The sequence below is a fragment of the Bacillus paranthracis genome, from assembly GCF_024296885.1.
Classification (GTDB): domain Bacteria; phylum Bacillota; class Bacilli; order Bacillales; family Bacillaceae_G; genus Bacillus_A; species Bacillus_A paranthracis.
The window spans coordinates 3,119,642-3,139,596 of sequence record NZ_CP101135.1; the positions used below are offsets into that span (position 1 = coordinate 3,119,642).

Sequence of the window (19,955 nt, forward strand, 5' to 3'; positions counted from 1 at the left end):
AAATGCTCACTAACCAAATTCAAAATATTATACTTATTTTTCGTACTTTGCTATGCTATAACCATAAACAGGAGGTATAAACTATGAAAGCACAAATTATCCATTCTTTTGGGGATTCATCTGTATTTCAATTAGAAGAAGTTTCAAAACCAAAACTTTTATCAGGTCATGTTCTAATCGATGTAAAAGCAACAAGTGTAAATCCAATCGATACGAAAATGCGTAGTGGTGCCGTTTCAGCAGTCGCTCCTGAGTTTCCAGCTATATTACATGGCGATGTAGCTGGTATTGTTATTGAAGTAGGAGAAGGTGTTTCGAAATTCAAAGCTGGCGATGAAGTATACGGATGTGCCGGAGGTTTTAAAGAAACTGGTGGTGCACTTGCAGAGTTTATGCTTGCTGATACGCGATTAATTGCTCACAAACCTAACAATATAACAATGGAAGAAGCAGCTGCTCTACCATTAGTGGCAATTACAGCTTGGGAATCTTTATTTGATCGTGCAAATATTAAACCTGGTCAAAATGTTCTCATTCATGGAGCTACTGGTGGCGTAGGACACATAGCCATTCAACTAGCTAAATGGGCTGGTGCTAAAGTTTTTACAACCGCTTCTCAGCAAAGCAAAATAGAAATAGCCCATCGTCTCGGAGCTGACGTAGCTATTAACTATAAAGAAGAATCTGTTCAAGAATATGTGCAAAAACATACGAATGGCAACGGATTTGAAGTTATATTTGATACAGTAGGTGGCAAAAATCTCGATAACTCTTTCGAAGCTGCTGCAGTCAATGGAACTGTCGTAACAATTGCAACTCGTTCAACCCATGACCTCTCTCCTTTACACGCAAAAGGACTTTCTCTGCACGTTACTTTTATGGCGTTAAAAATATTACATACAGATAAACGTGACGCTTGTGGGGAAATTTTAAATAAACTAACGCAAATAGTAGAAGAAGGAAAACTTCGCCCATTGCTAGATTCGAAAACTTTTACGTTTGATGAAATTGCACAAGCACATGAATATTTGGAATCAAATAAAGCAATTGGGAAAATAGTGTTGAAAAACGTTTGGTAACTTTCACTAAATAATACAAATAACAGCGGGATTGCTTCGTCTTATCTTTTTCTTAAGAAATGCCACAACGCTAAAAGCTTTCCATCCTTTACAACAAGTAAAAAAGAACAGCCGAATTTTTCTTATAGTAGAAAATCCGGCTGTTTTCTTATCACAATTTGCTTTTTGTATATTTCTATTAATGAGTAAAATACAACTTATTTGTCTTACCATCTTATCTTCAACAGTATACTATGTTGTTTTTAATTTATTAAAATACACTACGTACTAATCCCCCGTCTATTCGCAACGCGGAACCATTAATCGCTGAAGATAGTGGGCTGCTTAAGAAAGTGACAAGATTGGCAATTTCTTCTGGTCGAATAAGTCTTTGAATAATAGAGGTTGGTCGATTTTCTTTCATAAATCGCTTCTCAGCTTCTTCTATTGTCAATTGCTCATTAGGATAAAGACTATTTAACATAGTCTCCACTCCTTCCGTTAAAGTCGAACCAGGCATGATAGTATTAACAGTCACATTCGTTCCTGTCGTCAGCTCAGCTAAACTACGAGAAAGTGAGAGTTGCATCGTTTTAGTCGCACTATAATGAGCCATTTCTTGAGATGGCATAATAGCTGCTTCGCTAGCAATAAAGATAACTCTTCCTTCTTTTCTTTCAATCATTTTTTTCAAGTACGAGCGAGTAAGTCGAACACCACTCATAATATTGACTTCAAACAATTTAAACCAATCTTCATCACGGATATCAAAATATTCTACAGGTTCAAAAATTCCTAAGTTGTTAATAAGAATGTCTACTTCAGGGTACTTTTCAATCACATTTTGGCACCCTTGTTCTGTTCCTAAATCAGCTACTACAGGTTGAAGAATGGCATCAGGATACTGCGCTCGAATTTCGTTTATCGTTTGATTAACATTTTCTTCACGGCGTCCATTAATAAGTACAGTAGCTCCTTCCGCTACTAATGAAGTGGCAATTGCTTTTCCAATGCCTGCCGTAGATCCAGTAACCAGTGCTGTTTTCCCTTTTAATTGCATATGCATATAGATCCCTCCAAATTCATGTGCTACATGATTGACTTACGTTGGAATAAATAATTACGTTTATATTGTGGTTCATTTCTCTTATCTTTAACAGAAAATAAGCTGATCCACCCTTTTTTCAAAAGAGTATAAACGAAAATTATGTAGCTATTGCACTCTGTACGGAATTAAAAAATCACATCAACAGCAGAGTAAAGCTAAAACCAACTAATAAATACCATTATGATATATATTAACGATAAAGAAAATTACGCACTTTAAAGTTCCATAGGAACAAAAAAGTGCCCTATAAACTATAATTTCTAACTCTTTATATTTGCTAAAGTAGTATCTTTTTTATCATAGAAAAGGTTGTAAAATCACACATTCTTACATACAGTTATAGGATTATTTTTATCCTAATTAACTAAAAACCATCATACTCCTTTATCACTTTCAAACATGAACAAAAAAACACGAAGACTTTAAAGTCTTCGTGTTTTTTAATATACATATTGCTACATTTGTGATGGAATTCATAACTAGGATCTTTTTACTCATTCCTTATGAATAACGTTTATTACTTATGAAATTTCACACGCTCTTCAAGCGGTTGGAATTCTTTTTCTCCTGGTGCAGCTGTTGGATTACCAAATGGCATTTGTGCAATTAGTTTCCAATTAGAAGGAACATTCCATTCTTGTTTTACCTCATCGTCGATTAATGGATTATAATGTTGTAAAGATGCCCCTAACCCCTCTGCTTCTAAACCTGTCCACACGACTAATTGGTGCATACCTGATGCTTGGTGTGACCAAATTGGGAAGTTTTCAGCATATGCAGCAAATTTTTCTTGAAGCGATTTAACAATAGCTTCATCTTCAAAGAATAGTACTGTTCCATAACCAGCTTTAAAAGAGTCCATTTTTTGTTGCGTTCCTGAAAAATCTCCATCTCCAACTACTTTTCTTAATGTTTCAGTTGTAATATCCCATAATTTATTATGAGCTTCACCAAATAATACAACTAATCGCGCAGTTTGAGAATTGAAAGCGGATGGAGTATATTTCACAGCAAACTCCACGATTTCTTTAATTTTTTCATCTGATACTTGTACCTCTTTATTAATCCCATAGTAAGTACGTCTTTCTTTCAATGCAGTATAGAAATCTTTTGTCATAATTCAATTCCTCCTAAGTTTTAATATTCTTCAAAATGTTACATTGCGAAGATAATATGAGTTGAAATGAGTTCATTTTTGAACCATTGAACTCCATAACACCAATTGCCAGTCATTCTGAATCTAAACCACTGCTTATTGCTTCAGTTTACCTAAAAAAATTCTTATAGCATCATTGATACAATCTAGTGATCATTCGGTATTATTTTACCCATTCTCTATTCATGTATCCTGCTTGTTTCATATTTACACAAATATGAAAATAACCTTAAATTGATAGTCAAAAAGCCAGGTAACACGAATAACGCATTACCTAGCTTTTTACATTTTCAAATTCAATTCAAATAACCATACTTAATGAATAGTTGTAAAAATTATACTCATTACTTATTTAATAATTAACATCTCATAAGGGTGTTGTTCCATAAATCTGTTCTCCCATGGAATATCTAATGACGTCCAATTTGAACCCCCATCTACCGACTTATAAACCCCTTTATTACTAAATAAATAGAACGTTCCATCACTTGTTGCCTTTAATACTGGTATGATTGTGCCCTTAGGAGTTGGTAAACCTGCATTCATTTCTGTCCAAGGCTGATCTTTTTCTTTCTTATAAATATATGATTCACAATTTCCATTATTGTAATCGTGTGCTACGTGTGGATTTGAAGATGTCGCAATAATAATATTTTCCGGATCATTTGGATTAACTGCCATTTGATATGCGTAATGATGCTTTAGCCCACTACACATATAGTTCCACGTCTTACCTCCATCATTACTCTCCGCATACTCTTGACCTGGTTCTTTCAAGAATGAATCACCTAACACCCCGTATAAACGATTTGGAGCATTGCGATGTGATGTAAGAATGTGAATATCTTGAGGGTAGTTCCCCTCTTTTTCCTCAGTCCACGTCTTACCTCCATCTACACTTTTAATTAATCCCCCAACCTCAATCGTTGTATATATAGTTTCTGGATTATTAGCATCAATTTCAATATGTTTTACGTGGTGCGTATATGTTCTTTGAGGAAAGAACCATGATGAATACGATGGCATTTGTCGATAATCCGTTAGCAATTCAAAACTGTCTCCTCCATTTTTGGATACAAACATGGCGCTCGGTTCAGTTCCTACATATACGATCCCGTTACCGTCATCACCCTTCGCTGGAGATACAGAAACTGCTGTAATGGCTCTCATATGAATAGCATTAGCTGGGAACACTTCACCGAAGGAAGGTAAAGTTCCAATCGCTTCCCATGAACTTCCTCCATCTTTACTTCTCCATAATCCTCTATCAAAAGTACCACAATACATTCTTTCTGAATCGTATGGATCTAAAGCTAACGCAACTGGATTCGCACCTACAAACTGTGATTGGACACTCCATGTTGAGTCTTTTTTTTCTGCAATTACAAGCTCTCTATCAAACGCTAATATAAATTTTTCCATAAGTAAAATCTCCTCGTTTCATAATATATCTACTGTATTATTTAAATTTTCGCCATTACAATTTAAGAGGCGAATTTTATATGCTATAGCATATAAAAGATAAAATTTATAATCAATATGTGATTAAAAACTTACATTATATATTTTGTTAATTTCACATCAGTGCGATGAACAAGATACCCTGTTCACTCATATAAGTCCATATGCCACCTCCAAATAACTTGCAATATACATGCTATAGCATACATATTATAGAATGCATGATTACATGTCAAACTTTAATACTATCTTAGAGTAAGTTCTCTACATAGCCAAAAGCAATTTAACAGCCATAATATAAACGCTAATCAAATAAACAGAAACATTTTATTGAATAGAAAATAAAAAAGAGTGCAACTTTGCACTCTTTTTACTCATTCTTTAATCTTAGAAATCAAAGTTATCAGGGTCTGGACCCACGCGGTGATTTTGGTTTAACGCATCGATTTTTTCCATATCTTCTTTCGTTAATTCAAAGTTAAATACATCAGCGTTTGCAATAATGCGGTGTTCTTTCGTTGATTTTGGAATTGTAATTACTCCATTTTGAAGATCCCAACGTAAAATCACTTGTGCTGTTGTTTTACCGTATTTCTCAGCAATTGCCTGTAATGTTTCATTATCTAATAATTGACCTTGCATTAGTGGTGACCATGCTTCCATTTGAATACCTTGTTCTTTACAGAAAGCTTGTAATTCTTTTTGTGTTAAACGAGGATGGTATTCTACTTGGTTGATCATTGGCTTAATTTCTGCATCTTTTATTACATCTTGCAAATGATGAATTTGGAAGTTACTTACGCCAATTGCACGTACACGCTTTTCTTTATAAAGCGTTTCTAACGCTCTCCACGTATCTTTATATTTCCCTTCTACAGGCCAGTGAACAAGATATAAATCTAAATAATCTAGTTTTAATTTTTTTAAACTCTCTTCATATGCAGCGATTGTTTCTTCGTATCCTTGATCTGCGTTCCATACTTTTGAAGTGATAAATAATTCTTCTCTTGAAATTCCAGTCGCTTCAATACCAGCGCGAATTCCTTCACCTACAGCTGCTTCATTTCCATAAATCGCAGCTGTATCGATGCTACGGTATCCTGCCTTAATTGCTGATTTAATTGCTTCTACAAGCTCTGGTCCTTCTTCTACTTTAAATACACCTAAACCAAACCAAGGCATTTCTACACCGTTATGCAATGTTGTTGTACTTTGTAAGTTTTTCATTATATTTTCTCTCCTTTTATTTTACTTGATCTCGTTTTTCTAATGACATGCTCCATGCTGTTAAAATAACAGCACCTACTACCATAATGCCGCCTACCCAAGCAGTATGAATTAACCCTAACGAATTCGTTACAATACCACCTAAATAAGCACCAAGAGCAATCCCGGCGTTAAACGCCGCAATATTAATTGCCGATGCAACATCGACAGCACTCGGTACAAATCGTTCAGCTAACATTACGACATATACTTGTAACCCTGGAACATTCATAAATGCGAATAGTCCCATAAAAATAATTGTGATTAACCCCGCTACCTTAAATGGTGCTGTAAATGTTAAAACAAATAATATAATCGCTTGAATAAAGAACATGTAAAATAGCGCTCGAATCGGATTATGATTCGATAATTTCCCGCCAATCACATTCCCTATTGCAATGGCGATTCCATACACTAATAAAATGATAGTAACCGTATTAGCTTTAAATCCTGTTACTTCTTGTAATAACGGAGATAAATACGTAAATGTTACGAATGTTCCCCCATATCCTAATGCAGTAATGATGAAAACTAGTAACAGTCTTCCGTTTGTAATTAATTTAAACTGATCGCGGAATGATACAGACGCACCTTTTTTCATATTAGATGGAATGAGAATACTATTTGCGATTAAGGCAATAATTCCAATTACTACAATTGCTAAAAATGATGTTCTCCAGCCAAATTGTTGACCAATAAATGTTCCAATTGGTGCTCCTGTAATAGTTGCAACTGTTACACCAGTAAACATAATGGCAATGGCGCTAGCACGTTTATTTTCTGGTACAAGTGCCGCAGCAATCGTTGAACCAATTGACATAAACACACCATGCGAAAGTGCAGAAACAATTCGCGCAATAAGTAATACAGTGAAACTTGTTGCGACAGCTGCAATTCCATTACCAATAATGAAAATAATCATAATCCACATTAATAACGTTTTTCGTGACATATTAGCTGTTAACGACGTTAATACCGGAGCACCAAATGCTACGCCTAACGCATATAAAGAAACTGTTAAACCAGCTGTTGTCACCGACACATGTAAATCTTCCGAAATAGATGGTAATAAACCGACACTAACAAATTCAGTTGTCCCAATCCCGAACGCACTAATTGCTAGCGCTAATAACGCAAATATACTTCTCCGACTTGTCTTAACTTCTGAAGACGATGCTGTATATGAATTCAATTGAGTTTCCCCTCTTCCCTATAATTCCTATCATAATAGTGCGATAAAAAGGCCCTTTTATCTTTCAAAACATATATTTAATCTCTACAAACGCTATTATGAATGGTTTCATTCTTTTTTTAAAGAACGCACTTTAAAGTACTATAGGTACTTTTTAGTACCATAAAGCTTCTCTCTCTCTTACATGTACTATTATGAAATATATTTAACATATTAAATAGTACGTACTTTAAAGTGCTGTAGGTACTAAAAAGTAACATAGTTAGTTACTAGTACCGTAAAGCTTGTTTCTCTCTTACATGTGCTATTATGCATGATATTGATCCTAATAAAAAGTACGTACTTTAAAGTACTATAGGTACTAAAAAGTAACATTTATATAACCTAGCTTATTTTGCTCAAAAATTGAAATCTACATTCCATGAAGAAGGCTTTCAAATGAAGAAATACACTTTTCTCGTAGAGGCAACTTTAGAGGACATTGCTTAAACATGTAAAGAATCATGTTCATTACTGCAGACAAATAATAAAAAGGCAAAAACGAACAGAAATATGTTCATTTTTGCCTTTTTTATTTAACAATTAAAATGTACGACTTTTGGAAAGGAAATCTGCATTAGCTCCCGTTACACCACTTTGTCCCCAGTTTCCTGGAATCATTTCGCGAATAAGAATTAGCACTTTATCCAAAGGTGCATGCGTATACTTAGATGTTACTTGTGTAAGTTCGTTTACCCACTTATCCTTTGTATCTTGATCAAATGTATTCCATATATCGATCTTGATAATAGCCATTCCATCAACGTTACCAGACGGTGTATCGTAAGACTCTTTTGTCTCCCAATTGGACACCCTACTTTTCTCAGCAAAGGTAGCATCACTTGCTACAGCCCCAGCTTTCCCCCAATTTTCTTTCTCAAGTTCCGTTATCAACACTTGAATTTTGTCAGGGACAATTTTTAATCGTTTTATTGTAAGTTCCGTTACATTATAAATGAATTCCTTCTTTTCTTCTGTTGACATGGTTGGCCAAGTATTTAGTTCAATTAATGGCATAGTATTGCCCCCTAAAGTTAATTAATTATTTATTCACTAGCTACAACTATTGGTTTAAATGATTTTTAACTGCCCTTACTACCAATTCATGATCTTCTTCTGGTGGTAATCCTGATACTGTTATCATTCCAATAACCCCTACGTTTTTTATTCTAATAGGAAAACATCCACCAAATGCAGCATATTCCGAAGTATCTAAAAGATATTTTTCATTATATGAGATTCCAGTTATTTCACTTTGTATCTGCATATAATACGAGCTACGATCATGCAGGGAAACGACTCGCTTTTTACGCTCAATCCATTTCGTATTTTCCGCATTTGTCCCTGTCATCTTGAAATGAAATAATTGCACACCGTTTTTCGTTATATCAACAGCAATCAATTTTCCTTCTCGCTTTGCTGTTTCAACGATAAATAAACCTATTTGCAAGGCATCTTCATTTGTAAAAGAGGAAAATTGAAGCGTTTCCTCCTCTTTTAAAATTTGTTTACTTATTTCATTCAAATTTGAAGAACTCATATCTTTAACCTCCATAATTGTTTTATGCCACTGCGGCATTTTTTGAAATTATTAGGCCACATAGTACATACAACCTTTCAATCAATCTGATTCTAAATAAAATGCTGTAACATCGGTGGTAACTAGTACCATAAAGCTTGTTTTCTTCTTACTGGTGCTATTATGAATGATATTCAAAGTTATAAAAAGTACGCACTTTAAAGTGCTATAGGTACTTTAAAGTACTATTTTACTTATCCCTATCTTACAGAGACTATTATGAAATATATTTAACATCTTAAAAATGTATGTACTAAAGAATAATATTTTTCATATCAAAATTTTTTGCTCAATGGCTGTAATGCAAGCCCATCAAATTTTTGTATAAAAACAAACGAAAAATAAAAGAACCTAGCCGATACTAGATTCTTTCCTTATCTACAAAATACTCTTATATTTCTTTTGAGTTGTTAAAAACGAATTAGAATAGAACTTCAACTAAAGGCCCATTTTAATTACAGTAAAAGATTGGTGAAACGATACATTACACCACCTAAAAATAGGAGGTAACAAAAATGAGTGAAAAAACAGCAGGCTTTTCACAAGTAAATCACGTCGGAATTACAGTAAGCAATTTAGAAAAATCTATCGTTTTTTATGAAGCATTAACAGGTAAGAAAGTATCAAACATTGATGAAATTGGCGGAACAAGAATGGCGCAAACACAAGGACTTGAAGATACTCGTATTAAATATGCCAATCTACACTTAGACAATTTGAACATCGACATTCTAGAATACGTTGTCCCTAAATCAGATAAAGCATCTTACTCAAATGATCAAATTAGTGCGATGCATCTTTGTTTTGAAGTAGAAGATATTGATGCCGCTGTAGAACGTCTAAAAGCAATTGGGGTAGAACCAGATGGAGAGCCAATTATCTTCCAAGAAGAAGACGGCTTGAAATCTGGATTTGGTACAGGCGTTGCCTACTTCCGTGATCCAGATGGTACTAATTTAGAGCTCATTGCTCCAAAAGGTCCATTTAGACGTGAATAATTAAAACAAATTAATACCGAAACAGCCACCTTATCTGAAAAGTGGCTGTTTGTTGATAGATTAAATAAAAAGGACAAACTCTACAACGTGAGAAGTTTGTCCCAAAATAGATATTTCATATTCCACTACTTTGACACTAAAATCAAAAATCGTGAATTAGAATAATGACTTAATACTTGCTAAAACAGTAAGTACACCTACAATAATAACAAATACGTTACTCATTTTCCCTTTGTACTTAGCTAATACCGGTACTTTTTGAATCGCATACATCGGTAATAGACATAAGATAGCAGCAACTAATGGACCGCTTAGAGAATCAATAAGTCCAAGAATACTTGGATTTGTATAAGCAACAAACCAGCATGATAATACAACAAAAGTAAGGATTATTGTCTTAATTGTTTTTTCTTCAATATCTTTTCCACGTGATTTACCAAACTTAATAATCATGTCACGCATTACTTCAAATGCTCCGATATAATGGCCAAGGAATGACTTTGTAATAGCCACAAAAGCAATAATTGGAGCTGCAATCGTGATTACAGGCGAATTAAGCTCATTCGCAAGATATGAAAGAATTGATAAGTTTTGTTCTTTTGCCATTTTTATATCCTCTGGAGTCAAGCTCAATGCGCTACTCCAAACGAAGAACATAACAACAGCGAATGTCATGATATAACAAACCTTTTGTATTTGCGCACATTTCGCATCAGTGGCTTCGATTCCATACGTAGCTCTCTGTTTCACAACAAATGATGAAATCATAGGTGAATGATTAAATGAGAATACGATGATTGGTAGAATCATCAATATCGTCCCAAAATAGCCTGTTCCTGTTGAAGCAGTTGAAACAGCTGAAAAACTAAGCATTGACGTATTCCACTGTGGAATTAAAGATATTGCGATAAACAGTAGAGAAACTATGAAAGGATACACTAACATACTCATTACCTTTACAGTAATATCTTGACCAAAATTTAGTATAGCGATAAGACCAAGAACTAATACAAGTGATAAAATTGCCCTTGGAGGTTCTGGCATGTGCAATTGATGCACGATAAAACTACTTGCAGTGTTTGTAAGCGCAACCGAATACATTAGTACGATTGTATAAATTGAACCGAAATATACGATGTTAAAAATGATACTCGCTTTATTTCCGAAATACTCTCTAATTGTACCTGTGATCCCCTCATCAGCAGAATTAGAAGCGTATATCATTTTAGCAAGTGCCCTATGTGAGTAGTACATAACTGGATATGCAAGCAATGTAATTAGTAGTAAAGATAATAAACCACCTGAACCTGCATTAATCGGTAAAAAGAGCACCCCTGCTCCAATTGCAGTTCCAAATAGACTGAGTGCCCATGTAGTATCCTGCTTATGCCACTTTTTCGGATCTGCATATTGCTCATTTTTTAGTGCGGTATTTTCAGCTTGAACTTCTATTTTCTTTGCAGTATTCCCGTTCATATAATAGCTCCCCCTTGTATCTATTCCTGCCTCTCTCTTAATAGCTACCGAATATTTTCCTTTTTGGGAAAATGAATTCCTTACAAGTTGCCCCACATTGTATGTCCTTCATCATAATGAAACCAAATTGAAACATTCGCTAGTTAGCGTCCTAATATAATTGTTAGCGTTCACAAAAAAGTTTACTCGTAATATACGCTCTTTATATAGAGACCCCTTAAAAGAACAATATGGAATAGACTTCATAAATACGTTGCAACATTTCTAATAACAGTGTATTACTTTAATGGTTTCTCTTTTTTACTTTTAACAGTAATTTTAGCTAAACCAGCCTCTCTTCATTTGCGAGGCATTTCTTTCTCAATTCTATACATTACTTTCATAACTTCGGTAGCACTGATGATATTGCTTACACAAGCCACTGAAGTACTTTACATACATTTCGCCTCTAATCACACACCTTTCTTACTAATAATCGCATTTTTTATATTTTCTCCAGAGATAATAAAATTTCTCTCGACGCCCTCATTATAACGTGTATATTTATAAAATTAATATTTTTATATTTTCAGAAATATTAACCGGATATAATTTTACATGGATAACATTTTACAGTTCGCATGCAACCCTTGTTCCTATCGCTTAAAACTGAATGAATTAGCATAAAACACAGTCATATATTATTTATCCAATTTACTCATTATAAAGATACTTATATTCTCCTTTGTCAAAAAAATTCATTTTAATTTAAAAAGATATTCTAATAAATAATTAATGTGGTTAAAAAGAAATATCTTTTTGAATATACCAACCAATTTTCAGGATATATATTATCGACATTGCATTCATATACATTTTTAGGAAGCTACCTTTTACTTGATGGCAATAAGAGGACCGCTAACATTTTACAAAAACCTACGCTAAACGCAAAAATACAATAAGCTGCCCATATCGGGCAGCTTATTTACATAACAATTGTTATCAGAGGTGTGCAAACAACTCAATGCAATGTCATCTTAATTCGAGTTTTTTCAACTCTTCTTCAGGAATATTGCTATATTTGTAATGAATCGTTTTTATATCATTTCCTTAGAGATGATATTATTGCTTATTGCACGTTTCAACCTATTAAAAGCCAATCATTTAATCTTTAAAACCCCTCGTTAACTAGCTCTTTTATCGAGTTTAATTTTGAAGAAAGCTCGATAAACCATTCTTCGTCTCCTGTTAATAATGCAAGGTCTATCAGGTAAAGGATTTGCTCCTTATTGATTACCTTTGATTCAGGAAGTTTGTTAACATGTTTACTAAAGAGTAAAATCGCTTCGTTTTTTGTGTACTTGTCGTCGCGTTTCACAATACTAACTGTAACTACATCTTCCACTTCATCAAGCGATACAACGTAACCAACTATAAATTCGCCCTCATTTGATATTCCACGAACCCAATCTCCTACTTTTAAAACTTGATTATTATTTGACATCATACTTTTTCACCTTCTTATAAATATTTTTTGTGGTGATAAAAAAGAAATAAAAACGAAATTAAACTGTAATATTTTCCATTACATTTAAATAGTAAGAACTTACGTCTCTATATAACAAGTGAGCCGCTTAACGTTCTTGATTGATAAGATCAACAACTTCTTTCATTGTGTAATTCTTTAAGTATTCACCTAGATGTTCTTCCGCACCTAAGAAAATAGTGAACAGCACTTTTCGCATGTTTGAACCTACAATACACTGATCATTTGATTCTGGGCACTTAGGCTGCAATGCACCTTCAGAGGTTATTTGATAAATATGCCAAAGATTAACTTCATCTAAATCTCGGGCGAAAATAAAACCGCCACCAGTCCCCTCTTTCGATTGTATAAACTTATGTTTTTTTAACAAACTTAGCACTTTGCGAATGCGTACTGGGTGAACCCCCGCACTTTCTGAAATAGCATTACTTGTTGACATCCTGTCTGGTTGTAAAGCTAAATAAGTTAAACTGTGTATGGCCAAAGTAAAGTCGCTGCTCATTGTTTTCCTCCTACGATCAAAAATATTATTTCTCCTATATTAACATACTGTAGCCATAAATATTACAGATAGGTTAGTCAAACGTTAAAATATATAAGAACCACTCTTAGCATAAAGAAATACATTCCATAACTTCATTTAGCTTTTTAAGTTAAACATACATTTAAAGACTCCATTGTTTCTTCACTTGTTCTTCTGCCAATTGTTTAATTTTTGTCCATATCGTATCTTTGCTTACAATAACATTTGTTTGATAATTTCTATCATTATAATTGACTGTAACACATACTTCTATCATTTCCTGCTTCCTCCTTTCAAACAAATTTCTTATCTATATTTAAGTCCTGAAAAGTCTTGGATTTAGTTATAATCTCTAACTTATAACTTCATTTTTTTGATAATCATATTTAAAAATCCCACTGTTTTTTGACTTGTTCTTCTGCCAATTGTTTAATTTTTGTCCACACCGTATCTTTACTTACAATAACATTTGTTTGATAGTTTCTATCTTTATAATTCACTGTAACGCATACTTCTATCACCTTCAGTTTCCTCCTTTCAAAAAATTTCTCTCTCATACTATTACTTATTAATTAGCCAACTTTTGCAGTTCAATATTTAAAAATGTTCGAACGCTACGTGGTAAAAATTTACGAATTTCTTCGTCATTAAAACCAATCTGTAATCTTTTCTCGTCCAGCATAATTGGGCGACGCAACATTAGCGGATGCTCAATTATTAATTGATAAAATTCATTTAGCGAAAGCTCTTCTATATTTATATTTAAGTCTTGAAAAGTTTTAGATCTTGTTGAAATAATTTCAGTAGCACCCTCTTCTGTTAAACGAAGAATGGACTTAAGTTCATCCACTGTCATAGAATTGGATACGATATTTTTTTCAGTATAATCAATTTGATTCTCTTCCAGCCATGCTTTCGCTTTTCGGCATGAACCACAGCTTGCTGTTGTATATAAAACCACCATATTTCACTCACTCCTTTAATGTTCTTTATAAAATGTACACTTTAAATATCGTTTGTTGAAATGTATTAAAAAAAATTACAGTTTAGAATCAAATTCACGTAATGTTAGTTATTCGGCAATGTTTCGTTTATTTTTTACTACTCAGTTCTTTGCATGCTTCTTTTATAAAATAGTTGAAACTACATTTTACATATGATGACAACTCACTTCTTAAATCTATACTGTAATTTTAAACCTTACAGTTCTATTAATCAAATGTTAAGTCTTGGATTAATTAATCATTTTTTGTGAATGTCCCCATAGTGTTATGCCGACCCATTCCAAATGCACTTCAAAGTACATTTTATTCATTTCTTACTTACATGTGTTAGTATGAACGATATTCCGCATAATAAAAAGTACGTACTTTAAAGTGTTATAGGTACTAAAAAGTAACATATAAACTTTCTAGTGCAGTTCTACATCGGTTATTATGAACGATATTTCGCACAATAAATAGTGCGCACTTTAAAGTGTTATAGGCACTAAAAAGAAATAATTTTATTATTAAAGCGTATGTAAGTCCAAAACTGTAATCTACATTCATCAAAGGAGTTTTTTTATGAAGACATACAATATTCCTGTAGAAGCGACTTTAGAAGTTATTGGCGGAAAGTGGAAGGTTGTTATTCTTTGCCATTTAAAAAAAGGAACAAAAAGAACGAGTGAATTAAAACGTTTAATGCCTGGTATTACACAAAAAATGTTAACACAACAATTACGGGAACTAGAAGAAGATGGTGTAATCCAAAGGAAGGTATATGACCAAGTGCCACCGAAAGTAGAGTATTCTTTAACGGATTACGGTTCGTCTTTAGGAGCCATACTTGATTCCCTCTGCACTTGGGGAGAAGTTCATCTTGAAAAAACCGGGAACACATCCATGCTGATTACAGCAGATGAATAATAGCTGTTCCTACTATATTGAAAACAGAAAATAGGTTGAGGCAATACGTGCCCCAACCTATTTTTTATACCTCTTTATAACTTTTTGCAGTAATAACTGTTTCGAATTCAAAGGTTTCCGGCAAATGATCGGCGTAAGAGTATTCAAAAGTGCGTCCATCCGTTAAGTAGGCCACCTGTTCCACTCTCATTAGGAAATCTTGATTTGTTAAGTTCATAAACTGCTTTTCTTTATCATCCGGGCGAATTCCTTTAACCCTAACAACGGATGTTCCCACTTGAAGACCTAGTTTATTTTGAATGTGGGAGTAGATTGATTCCTCTAAAACAGAAACATCAACACCTGGAATGACCGAAATCGGCATCCATGTATGCTCCATAATCGTTGGAATACTGTGAATGATGCGGAGGCGGATGATTTTATATACAAAATCCCCTACTGAAATACCCAATTTTTCAGCAATGACTTCATCGGCACCGACAATCGTAAACTCAATAATTTTACTTTCTACCTCACTGCCATAAACAGCTTTCGTACCTGTTAAAGTTTGAATCATTCGCGCCTTTTCTTGCTGACGCCAATCTTGAACGACCGTTCCACTTCCGCGCCGGCGAATGATGTAGCCGTCTCTAACTAACAGATCCAGCGCCTTTTTTATAGTAAGGACAGAAACATCAAATTCTTCAGCAAGGACGGGGCTACTTGGAATTTTTTCGTTAATCTTATATTCGCCGTCTAAAATTTGCTGTTTCATTTTTTGATAAATGCCGAGGTATTTTACTTGTGTGGATCCGCTTGCCATTTCCATACCTCCTTTATGCTGTATTCCCTCTTCTATTCATTTAAGTTTAAAGCCTCAAGTTTGTAAACGGAAGGTGATGGCGCAGCAAATCCGTTTTCTAAGATTTCAATATTCGTTACCGCTTCTTCGTCTTTCACAAGCTTTGGTGCACCATTTACAATTGTTTCATACGCTGCATCATAAAAACGACCGTAATCACCAAGTGGCGTTTTAATTTGTTTTTCAATCCAATCACCGTTTGCGTTGCGATATTTCGCAATTCCATAGTACATCGGTGAATCTTCACCAAATCCTGCACTCTCAGGCATAATACCCGCTTTCAAATCATTTTCCTGCTGATCTTCACCATATTTAATAAACGATCCATTTGTTCCATGAACGATAAAGCGCGGATAATCTTTCGCTACAACATGGTTCGTTTTCAGTTTAATTTTCAACTTATTTCCGTAATGTAGACCAACATCGAAATAATTATCAACCGCACCTTCCACTTCATTATTACGAATATCGTATGTCACCGTATCTGGACGGCCAAACAGTGAAATCATACGGTCCATCGTATGAATACCTAAACTGTAAAATGAACCTTCTTCTTTCGGACCTTCGTGAGTGATTGAACCAGGACGGAAATAATCAATATGTGATTCAACCTCAACAATATCACCAAGGAATCCTTGTTCCACAACTTGCTTCACTGCTAAGAAATCACCATCAAAACGGCGGTTTTGATAAGGCATAACTACTACACCTTTTTCTCGTCCTAAAGCTAATAATTCTTTCGCATGTTCCACTGTATCGCAAAATGGTTTTTCCACAATAACTGATTTTCCAGCAAGTATAACTTTTTTCGCTAATTCGTAATGCGTATGTGCTGGCGTACAGATTGTCACTACTTGGATTTCTTTATCATTCAACAATTCGTTCAAATTAGTAGTGAAACTAACACCTTTTTCCTTATATGGAGCCGCTAATTCTTCATTAATTTGGCGAGCAAAAATCGTTTTTACTTTTATATTTTTACGTATATTCACATACGGTAAGTGATAGCGGTTAGCTGATTTTCCAAATCCAATAAAGCCCATTGTTAATGTCATATTCTTCAACTTCCTTGCTCATAAATTTTTGATTCTATATTTATTATATATTTTTATCATTAAAAGTATATAGTTTTGTTTTTAAAATTATATATAAAAAAGTCGAGATGGAAATCATTTTCTGATTCCAATCTCGACTTTAAGTTATAGACTTATGTCCTACCATCATTTTATTTACACTCGATGAGTAGTTACAGAGCTGCTTCATTACATGCTCTTATTCATACATATAAGAACGTGTCATCGGAATTGTATCGTTAATACCTTTTGTAAATACAAATTGATGTAAATCAATATTACCTGTAAAGAACGAAGCTGCACATGCATTTAAATATAAGCGCCACATACGAATGAATCGCTCATCTTTCGTTTTGCGAACTTCCTCCAGTACGTTTTCAAAATTTCGAGCCCAATGCTGTAATGTTTTCCCATAATGTCTACGTAAGCTTTCCACATCAACAATGTAAAATTGTTCGTTTGTCATGTTCGTGATTAATTCGTTAACAGCAGGAACATATCCGCCAGGGAATATATATTTTTCAATCCAACCATTCGTAGCACCACCATTGGCCGGAGAAGTAATACAATGAAGTAGCGAAATCCCACCATCATTTAGTAGTGCATTCACTGTCTCAAAGTATTGTGTAATGTTGTCTTTTCCTACATGTTCAATCATACCTACACTAACAATTTTATCAAATTTACGATTCTTAATATCACGGTAATCAAGTAAAGATACTTCAACTAAATCCGTAAGTCCCTCTTGTTTAATTCGTTCGGAAGTCTTAGCATATTGTTCCTCACTTAACGTTACTCCCATCGCTTTCACACCGTACTGCTTAGCGGCAGCTGTAATGAGCTCACCCCACCCGCAACCAATATCTAATAGCGTATCACCTTTTTGAAGGTTCAACTTTTTCAAAATATGATTCACTTTATTATGCTGAGCTGTCGTTAAAGAATCTTGCTCATTTTGGAAATACGCACAAGAATATGTCATTGTTTCATCAAGCCATAATTTATAGAAATCGTTCCCAATATCATAATGATAAGCAATATCATCTTTATTTTTTTGTTTTGAGAAATTCCATTTACTTTTGAAATATTGCAACTGACTATCACCTAAAAAGCTATCCTGCCTTTTATAAATAGATTGAATTGCTTTTTCAAGATTCCCTTCTATTTCAAGATCCCCATTCATATATGCTTCACCGAATGCAATAGAAGGATCCTTAGCAATCTCTTTTTTTGAAAGCGGCTTATGGAATGTTACATGAAATTGAGGTTCCCCTTCTCCATATTGTATTGTTTCTCCATTCCAAAGTGTAATTTGAACTGGATCTGAAAAAAGATTTTTAAGTATTTTTTTATAAAAAAGTTCTTCAACCATATAAACATCTCCTACTAAAGAAATTGAACAAAAAACTATACTAGTTAATAAGTCTTTTTGAACATAGCTTAAAACCGTTATGACTTCTTGCTACGAGTGTCATTATAAAACGGTTATATTATGAAGCATAGTACGTACTTTAAAGTGATGAAGGCACTTTTAAGTACCTATGAAAACTTTAATCCATTATTCATCACGGCTAAAACAACTGCTATTCTGGTATAGATCCCTACTTTTCACCGTAGTAACTTTCTAAAGTTTTATACTGAAAAAACACCACCTCATCAATAGGTGGCGTTTCAATATTACATATATAGATTTCACTTAACTTTACCATTTTTTCTATCTATGCATCGTTCTCCCCATACGGTCAATTGATTTAATACATTTTGCAAAGACCACCCATAATCAGTTAAGGAGTATTCTACTCGGGGTGGAATTTCTTTATAGATTTCACGTGTAATCACACCATCATCTTCGAGCTCACGTAATTGTTGCGTCAACATTCTAACAGAAATTTCAGGAATTAGACGCTGCAACTCGCTCGTTCGCTTCGTTCCTTTCGTTAAGTGACATAAAATGACGACTTTCCACTTTCCCCCGATAATTTCTAAAGTTGCTTCTATCGGTATATTGTATTGTTTCACACGATCTCCCCTCCTTTTTTCTAAATTTCTTCTCTATTGTTACGTAAAAACAAATAATTTTCTATACGGCACATTTTAGTTCCTACAGCACAAAAAAGTACCTATATTACCAAAAAGTAATTATGCCGTTTAAAAATATTCCTATATACAAAAAGAAAAACGAACGTATTCTCGTTCGTTTTTTTCTTGTTTATTCTGCTGTAATGAGCATAGACGTGTTACCATTCTTTTCAAGATGATGTTCTCCCCAGTTACAAAGAGAATCGAGTATAGCATCTAAAGAATGACCGTATTCCGTTAACGAATACTCTACTTTTGGCGGCACTTGGTTATACACTTTTCTCTCGATTACACCATCTTCTTCTAATTCACGTAATTGTTGCGTTAACATCTTTTGTGTAATACCAGACATTAATTGTTTTAATTCGCACGTTCTCTTTTTATCTTTCTTTAAATGACAAAGGATCACTACTTTCCACTTCCCACCGATAACCTGTAAAGTCGCCTCTACAGGAATATTGTATGTTTTCATATAAAAATCTCCTTTAATAATGTGATAAGGCAAGTAAGCTAAAGATTTAAATATTACTTTTAAGTATCTATAGCACCTTAAAGTACGTACTTTTTATCCTATTAAACATGTTTCATAATAGCATACGTAAACAGCAGATGAGTAGTACGGCACTAAAAAGTACCTGTATTACTTTCTAGTATCTATATCACTTTAAAGT

Annotated in this window: 21 protein-coding genes; 3 read left to right on the forward strand and 18 right to left on the reverse strand. The window is 34.0% G+C overall.

All coding sequences use genetic code 11. The features are described 5' to 3' along the window. Positions 1–83 precede the first annotated feature (83 nt). Positions 84–1,079 (forward strand): zinc-dependent alcohol dehydrogenase family protein, encoded by a 996-nt coding sequence (locus NLJ82_RS15990; RefSeq protein ID WP_000647262.1) that lies wholly within the window; start codon positions 84–86, stop codon positions 1,077–1,079. A 250-nt stretch (positions 1,080–1,329) separates the two neighbouring features. Here the strand turns inward: NLJ82_RS15990 and NLJ82_RS15995 are convergent, their stop codons facing one another. The 7 genes from NLJ82_RS15995 to NLJ82_RS16025 form a co-directional block, all read right to left on the reverse strand. After that, on the reverse strand, positions 1,330–2,124 hold the full coding sequence (locus tag NLJ82_RS15995) for an SDR family NAD(P)-dependent oxidoreductase (protein WP_000551093.1): 795 nt from the start codon (positions 2,122–2,124) through the stop codon (positions 1,330–1,332). 559 nt (positions 2,125–2,683) lie between these two features. Further along, a complete protein-coding gene (locus tag NLJ82_RS16000; RefSeq protein ID WP_000158947.1) occupies positions 2,684–3,283 on the reverse strand; it encodes a nitroreductase family protein in 600 nt (199 codons plus the stop codon). A gap of 387 nt (positions 3,284–3,670) precedes the next feature. Next, positions 3,671–4,744, reverse strand: coding sequence for a WD40/YVTN/BNR-like repeat-containing protein (locus NLJ82_RS16005; RefSeq protein ID WP_000410429.1), 1,074 nt, complete (start codon positions 4,742–4,744; stop codon positions 3,671–3,673). Positions 4,745–5,170: 426 nt separating this feature from the next. Continuing rightward, a complete protein-coding gene (pgoN, locus tag NLJ82_RS16010) occupies positions 5,171–6,010 on the reverse strand; it encodes a glyoxal/methylglyoxal reductase (protein ID WP_000793581.1) in 840 nt (279 codons plus the stop codon). 16 nt (positions 6,011–6,026) lie between these two features. Beyond that, positions 6,027–7,241, reverse strand: a complete 1,215-nt coding sequence (locus tag NLJ82_RS16015; protein ID WP_001089889.1) for an MFS transporter — start codon at positions 7,239–7,241, stop codon at positions 6,027–6,029. 582 nt (positions 7,242–7,823) lie between these two features. Next, positions 7,824–8,297 carry a tautomerase family protein gene (locus NLJ82_RS16020; RefSeq protein WP_001128299.1) on the reverse strand — a complete coding sequence of 158 codons (474 nt, stop codon included), beginning with the start codon at positions 8,295–8,297 and terminating at the stop codon, positions 7,824–7,826. A gap of 46 nt (positions 8,298–8,343) precedes the next feature. Then, positions 8,344–8,859 (reverse strand): heme-degrading domain-containing protein, encoded by a 516-nt coding sequence (locus tag NLJ82_RS16025; RefSeq protein WP_139304413.1) that lies wholly within the window; start codon positions 8,857–8,859, stop codon positions 8,344–8,346. Positions 8,860–9,374: 515 nt separating this feature from the next. Here NLJ82_RS16025 and NLJ82_RS16030 point away from each other — a divergent pair. Further along, positions 9,375–9,857 (forward strand): VOC family protein, encoded by a 483-nt coding sequence (locus NLJ82_RS16030; protein WP_001291682.1) that lies wholly within the window; start codon positions 9,375–9,377, stop codon positions 9,855–9,857. Positions 9,858–10,013: 156 nt separating this feature from the next. Here the strand turns inward: NLJ82_RS16030 and NLJ82_RS16035 are convergent, their stop codons facing one another. The 6 genes from NLJ82_RS16035 to spxA all read right to left on the reverse strand — a co-directional run bounded on the left by NLJ82_RS16035 (position 10,014) and on the right by spxA (position 14,345). Then, complete coding sequence (locus NLJ82_RS16035) at positions 10,014–11,333, reverse strand: aromatic amino acid transport family protein (RefSeq protein ID WP_001014170.1); 1,320 nt, start codon at positions 11,331–11,333, stop codon at positions 10,014–10,016. Between the two features lie 1,150 nt (positions 11,334–12,483). After that, entirely contained in the window at positions 12,484–12,819 is a 336-nt protein-coding gene (locus tag NLJ82_RS16040) for an IDEAL domain-containing protein (protein WP_000987473.1), read from the reverse strand. Between the two features lie 127 nt (positions 12,820–12,946). Then, positions 12,947–13,360, reverse strand: a complete 414-nt coding sequence (gene saiR / locus NLJ82_RS16045; protein ID WP_000093217.1) for an Rrf2-family transcriptional regulator SaiR — start codon at positions 13,358–13,360, stop codon at positions 12,947–12,949. 163 nt (positions 13,361–13,523) lie between these two features. Beyond that, positions 13,524–13,658 carry a BA3454 family stress response protein gene (locus NLJ82_RS16050; RefSeq protein ID WP_000573531.1) on the reverse strand — a complete coding sequence of 45 codons (135 nt, stop codon included), beginning with the start codon at positions 13,656–13,658 and terminating at the stop codon, positions 13,524–13,526. A gap of 109 nt (positions 13,659–13,767) precedes the next feature. After that, positions 13,768–13,902: a BA3454 family stress response protein gene (locus NLJ82_RS16055; protein WP_000573519.1), complete on the reverse strand. Its 135-nt coding sequence runs from the start codon at positions 13,900–13,902 to the stop codon at positions 13,768–13,770. A gap of 47 nt (positions 13,903–13,949) precedes the next feature. Beyond that, positions 13,950–14,345 carry a transcriptional regulator SpxA gene (gene spxA, locus NLJ82_RS16060; protein WP_000261184.1) on the reverse strand — a complete coding sequence of 132 codons (396 nt, stop codon included), beginning with the start codon at positions 14,343–14,345 and terminating at the stop codon, positions 13,950–13,952. Between the two features lie 601 nt (positions 14,346–14,946). Between spxA and NLJ82_RS16065 the strand changes: the two genes are divergently transcribed. Next, complete coding sequence (locus NLJ82_RS16065) at positions 14,947–15,291, forward strand: winged helix-turn-helix transcriptional regulator (RefSeq protein WP_000860835.1); 345 nt, start codon at positions 14,947–14,949, stop codon at positions 15,289–15,291. Positions 15,292–15,355: 64 nt separating this feature from the next. On the opposite strand, the gene NLJ82_RS16070 is transcribed toward NLJ82_RS16065, so the two are convergent. From NLJ82_RS16070 to NLJ82_RS16090, 5 genes are all read right to left on the reverse strand, one after another. After that, complete coding sequence (locus NLJ82_RS16070; protein ID WP_000146304.1) at positions 15,356–16,093, reverse strand: GntR family transcriptional regulator; 738 nt, start codon at positions 16,091–16,093, stop codon at positions 15,356–15,358. Positions 16,094–16,125: 32 nt separating this feature from the next. After that, positions 16,126–17,187: an oxidoreductase gene (locus tag NLJ82_RS16075; RefSeq protein ID WP_000176611.1), complete on the reverse strand. Its 1,062-nt coding sequence runs from the start codon at positions 17,185–17,187 to the stop codon at positions 16,126–16,128. A 217-nt stretch (positions 17,188–17,404) separates the two neighbouring features. Continuing rightward, on the reverse strand, positions 17,405–18,577 hold the full coding sequence (locus tag NLJ82_RS16080) for a cyclopropane-fatty-acyl-phospholipid synthase (RefSeq protein ID WP_000229050.1): 1,173 nt from the start codon (positions 18,575–18,577) through the stop codon (positions 17,405–17,407). 320 nt (positions 18,578–18,897) lie between these two features. Continuing rightward, positions 18,898–19,224: a winged helix-turn-helix transcriptional regulator gene (locus tag NLJ82_RS16085; protein ID WP_000816332.1), complete on the reverse strand. Its 327-nt coding sequence runs from the start codon at positions 19,222–19,224 to the stop codon at positions 18,898–18,900. A gap of 190 nt (positions 19,225–19,414) precedes the next feature. Continuing rightward, positions 19,415–19,756 (reverse strand): winged helix-turn-helix transcriptional regulator, encoded by a 342-nt coding sequence (locus NLJ82_RS16090; RefSeq protein WP_000860838.1) that lies wholly within the window; start codon positions 19,754–19,756, stop codon positions 19,415–19,417. Between the last annotated feature and the right edge of the window lie 199 nt (positions 19,757–19,955).

Bases quoted from the DNA above. Each gene is read 5' to 3' on its own strand.
- NLJ82_RS16035 (WP_001014170.1), bottom strand. From the start codon at position 11,333: ATGAACGGGAATACTGCAAAGAAAATAGAAGTTCAAGCTGAAAATACC.
- spxA (WP_000261184.1), bottom strand. From the start codon at position 14,345: ATGGTGGTTTTATATACAACAGCAAGCTGTGGTTCATGCCGAAAAGCG.
- NLJ82_RS15995 (WP_000551093.1), bottom strand. From the start codon at position 2,124: ATGCATATGCAATTAAAAGGGAAAACAGCACTGGTTACTGGATCTACG.
- NLJ82_RS16025 (WP_139304413.1), bottom strand. From the start codon at position 8,859: ATGCCGCAGTGGCATAAAACAATTATGGAGGTTAAAGATATGAGTTCT.
- NLJ82_RS16080 (WP_000229050.1), bottom strand. From the start codon at position 18,577: ATGGTTGAAGAACTTTTTTATAAAAAAATACTTAAAAATCTTTTTTCA.
- NLJ82_RS16005 (WP_000410429.1), bottom strand. From the start codon at position 4,744: ATGGAAAAATTTATATTAGCGTTTGATAGAGAGCTTGTAATTGCAGAA.
- NLJ82_RS15990 (WP_000647262.1), top strand. From the start codon at position 84: ATGAAAGCACAAATTATCCATTCTTTTGGGGATTCATCTGTATTTCAA.
- NLJ82_RS16065 (WP_000860835.1), top strand. From the start codon at position 14,947: ATGAAGACATACAATATTCCTGTAGAAGCGACTTTAGAAGTTATTGGC.
- NLJ82_RS16090 (WP_000860838.1), bottom strand. From the start codon at position 19,756: ATGAAAACATACAATATTCCTGTAGAGGCGACTTTACAGGTTATCGGT.
- pgoN (WP_000793581.1), bottom strand. From the start codon at position 6,010: ATGAAAAACTTACAAAGTACAACAACATTGCATAACGGTGTAGAAATG.
- NLJ82_RS16070 (WP_000146304.1), bottom strand. From the start codon at position 16,093: ATGGCAAGCGGATCCACACAAGTAAAATACCTCGGCATTTATCAAAAA.
- NLJ82_RS16000 (WP_000158947.1), bottom strand. From the start codon at position 3,283: ATGACAAAAGATTTCTATACTGCATTGAAAGAAAGACGTACTTACTAT.
- saiR (WP_000093217.1), bottom strand. From the start codon at position 13,360: ATGAGCAGCGACTTTACTTTGGCCATACACAGTTTAACTTATTTAGCT.
- NLJ82_RS16050 (WP_000573531.1), bottom strand. From the start codon at position 13,658: ATGATAGAAGTATGTGTTACAGTCAATTATAATGATAGAAATTATCAA.
- NLJ82_RS16040 (WP_000987473.1), bottom strand. From the start codon at position 12,819: ATGATGTCAAATAATAATCAAGTTTTAAAAGTAGGAGATTGGGTTCGT.
- NLJ82_RS16020 (WP_001128299.1), bottom strand. From the start codon at position 8,297: ATGCCATTAATTGAACTAAATACTTGGCCAACCATGTCAACAGAAGAA.
- NLJ82_RS16030 (WP_001291682.1), top strand. From the start codon at position 9,375: ATGAGTGAAAAAACAGCAGGCTTTTCACAAGTAAATCACGTCGGAATT.
- NLJ82_RS16075 (WP_000176611.1), bottom strand. From the start codon at position 17,187: ATGACATTAACAATGGGCTTTATTGGATTTGGAAAATCAGCTAACCGC.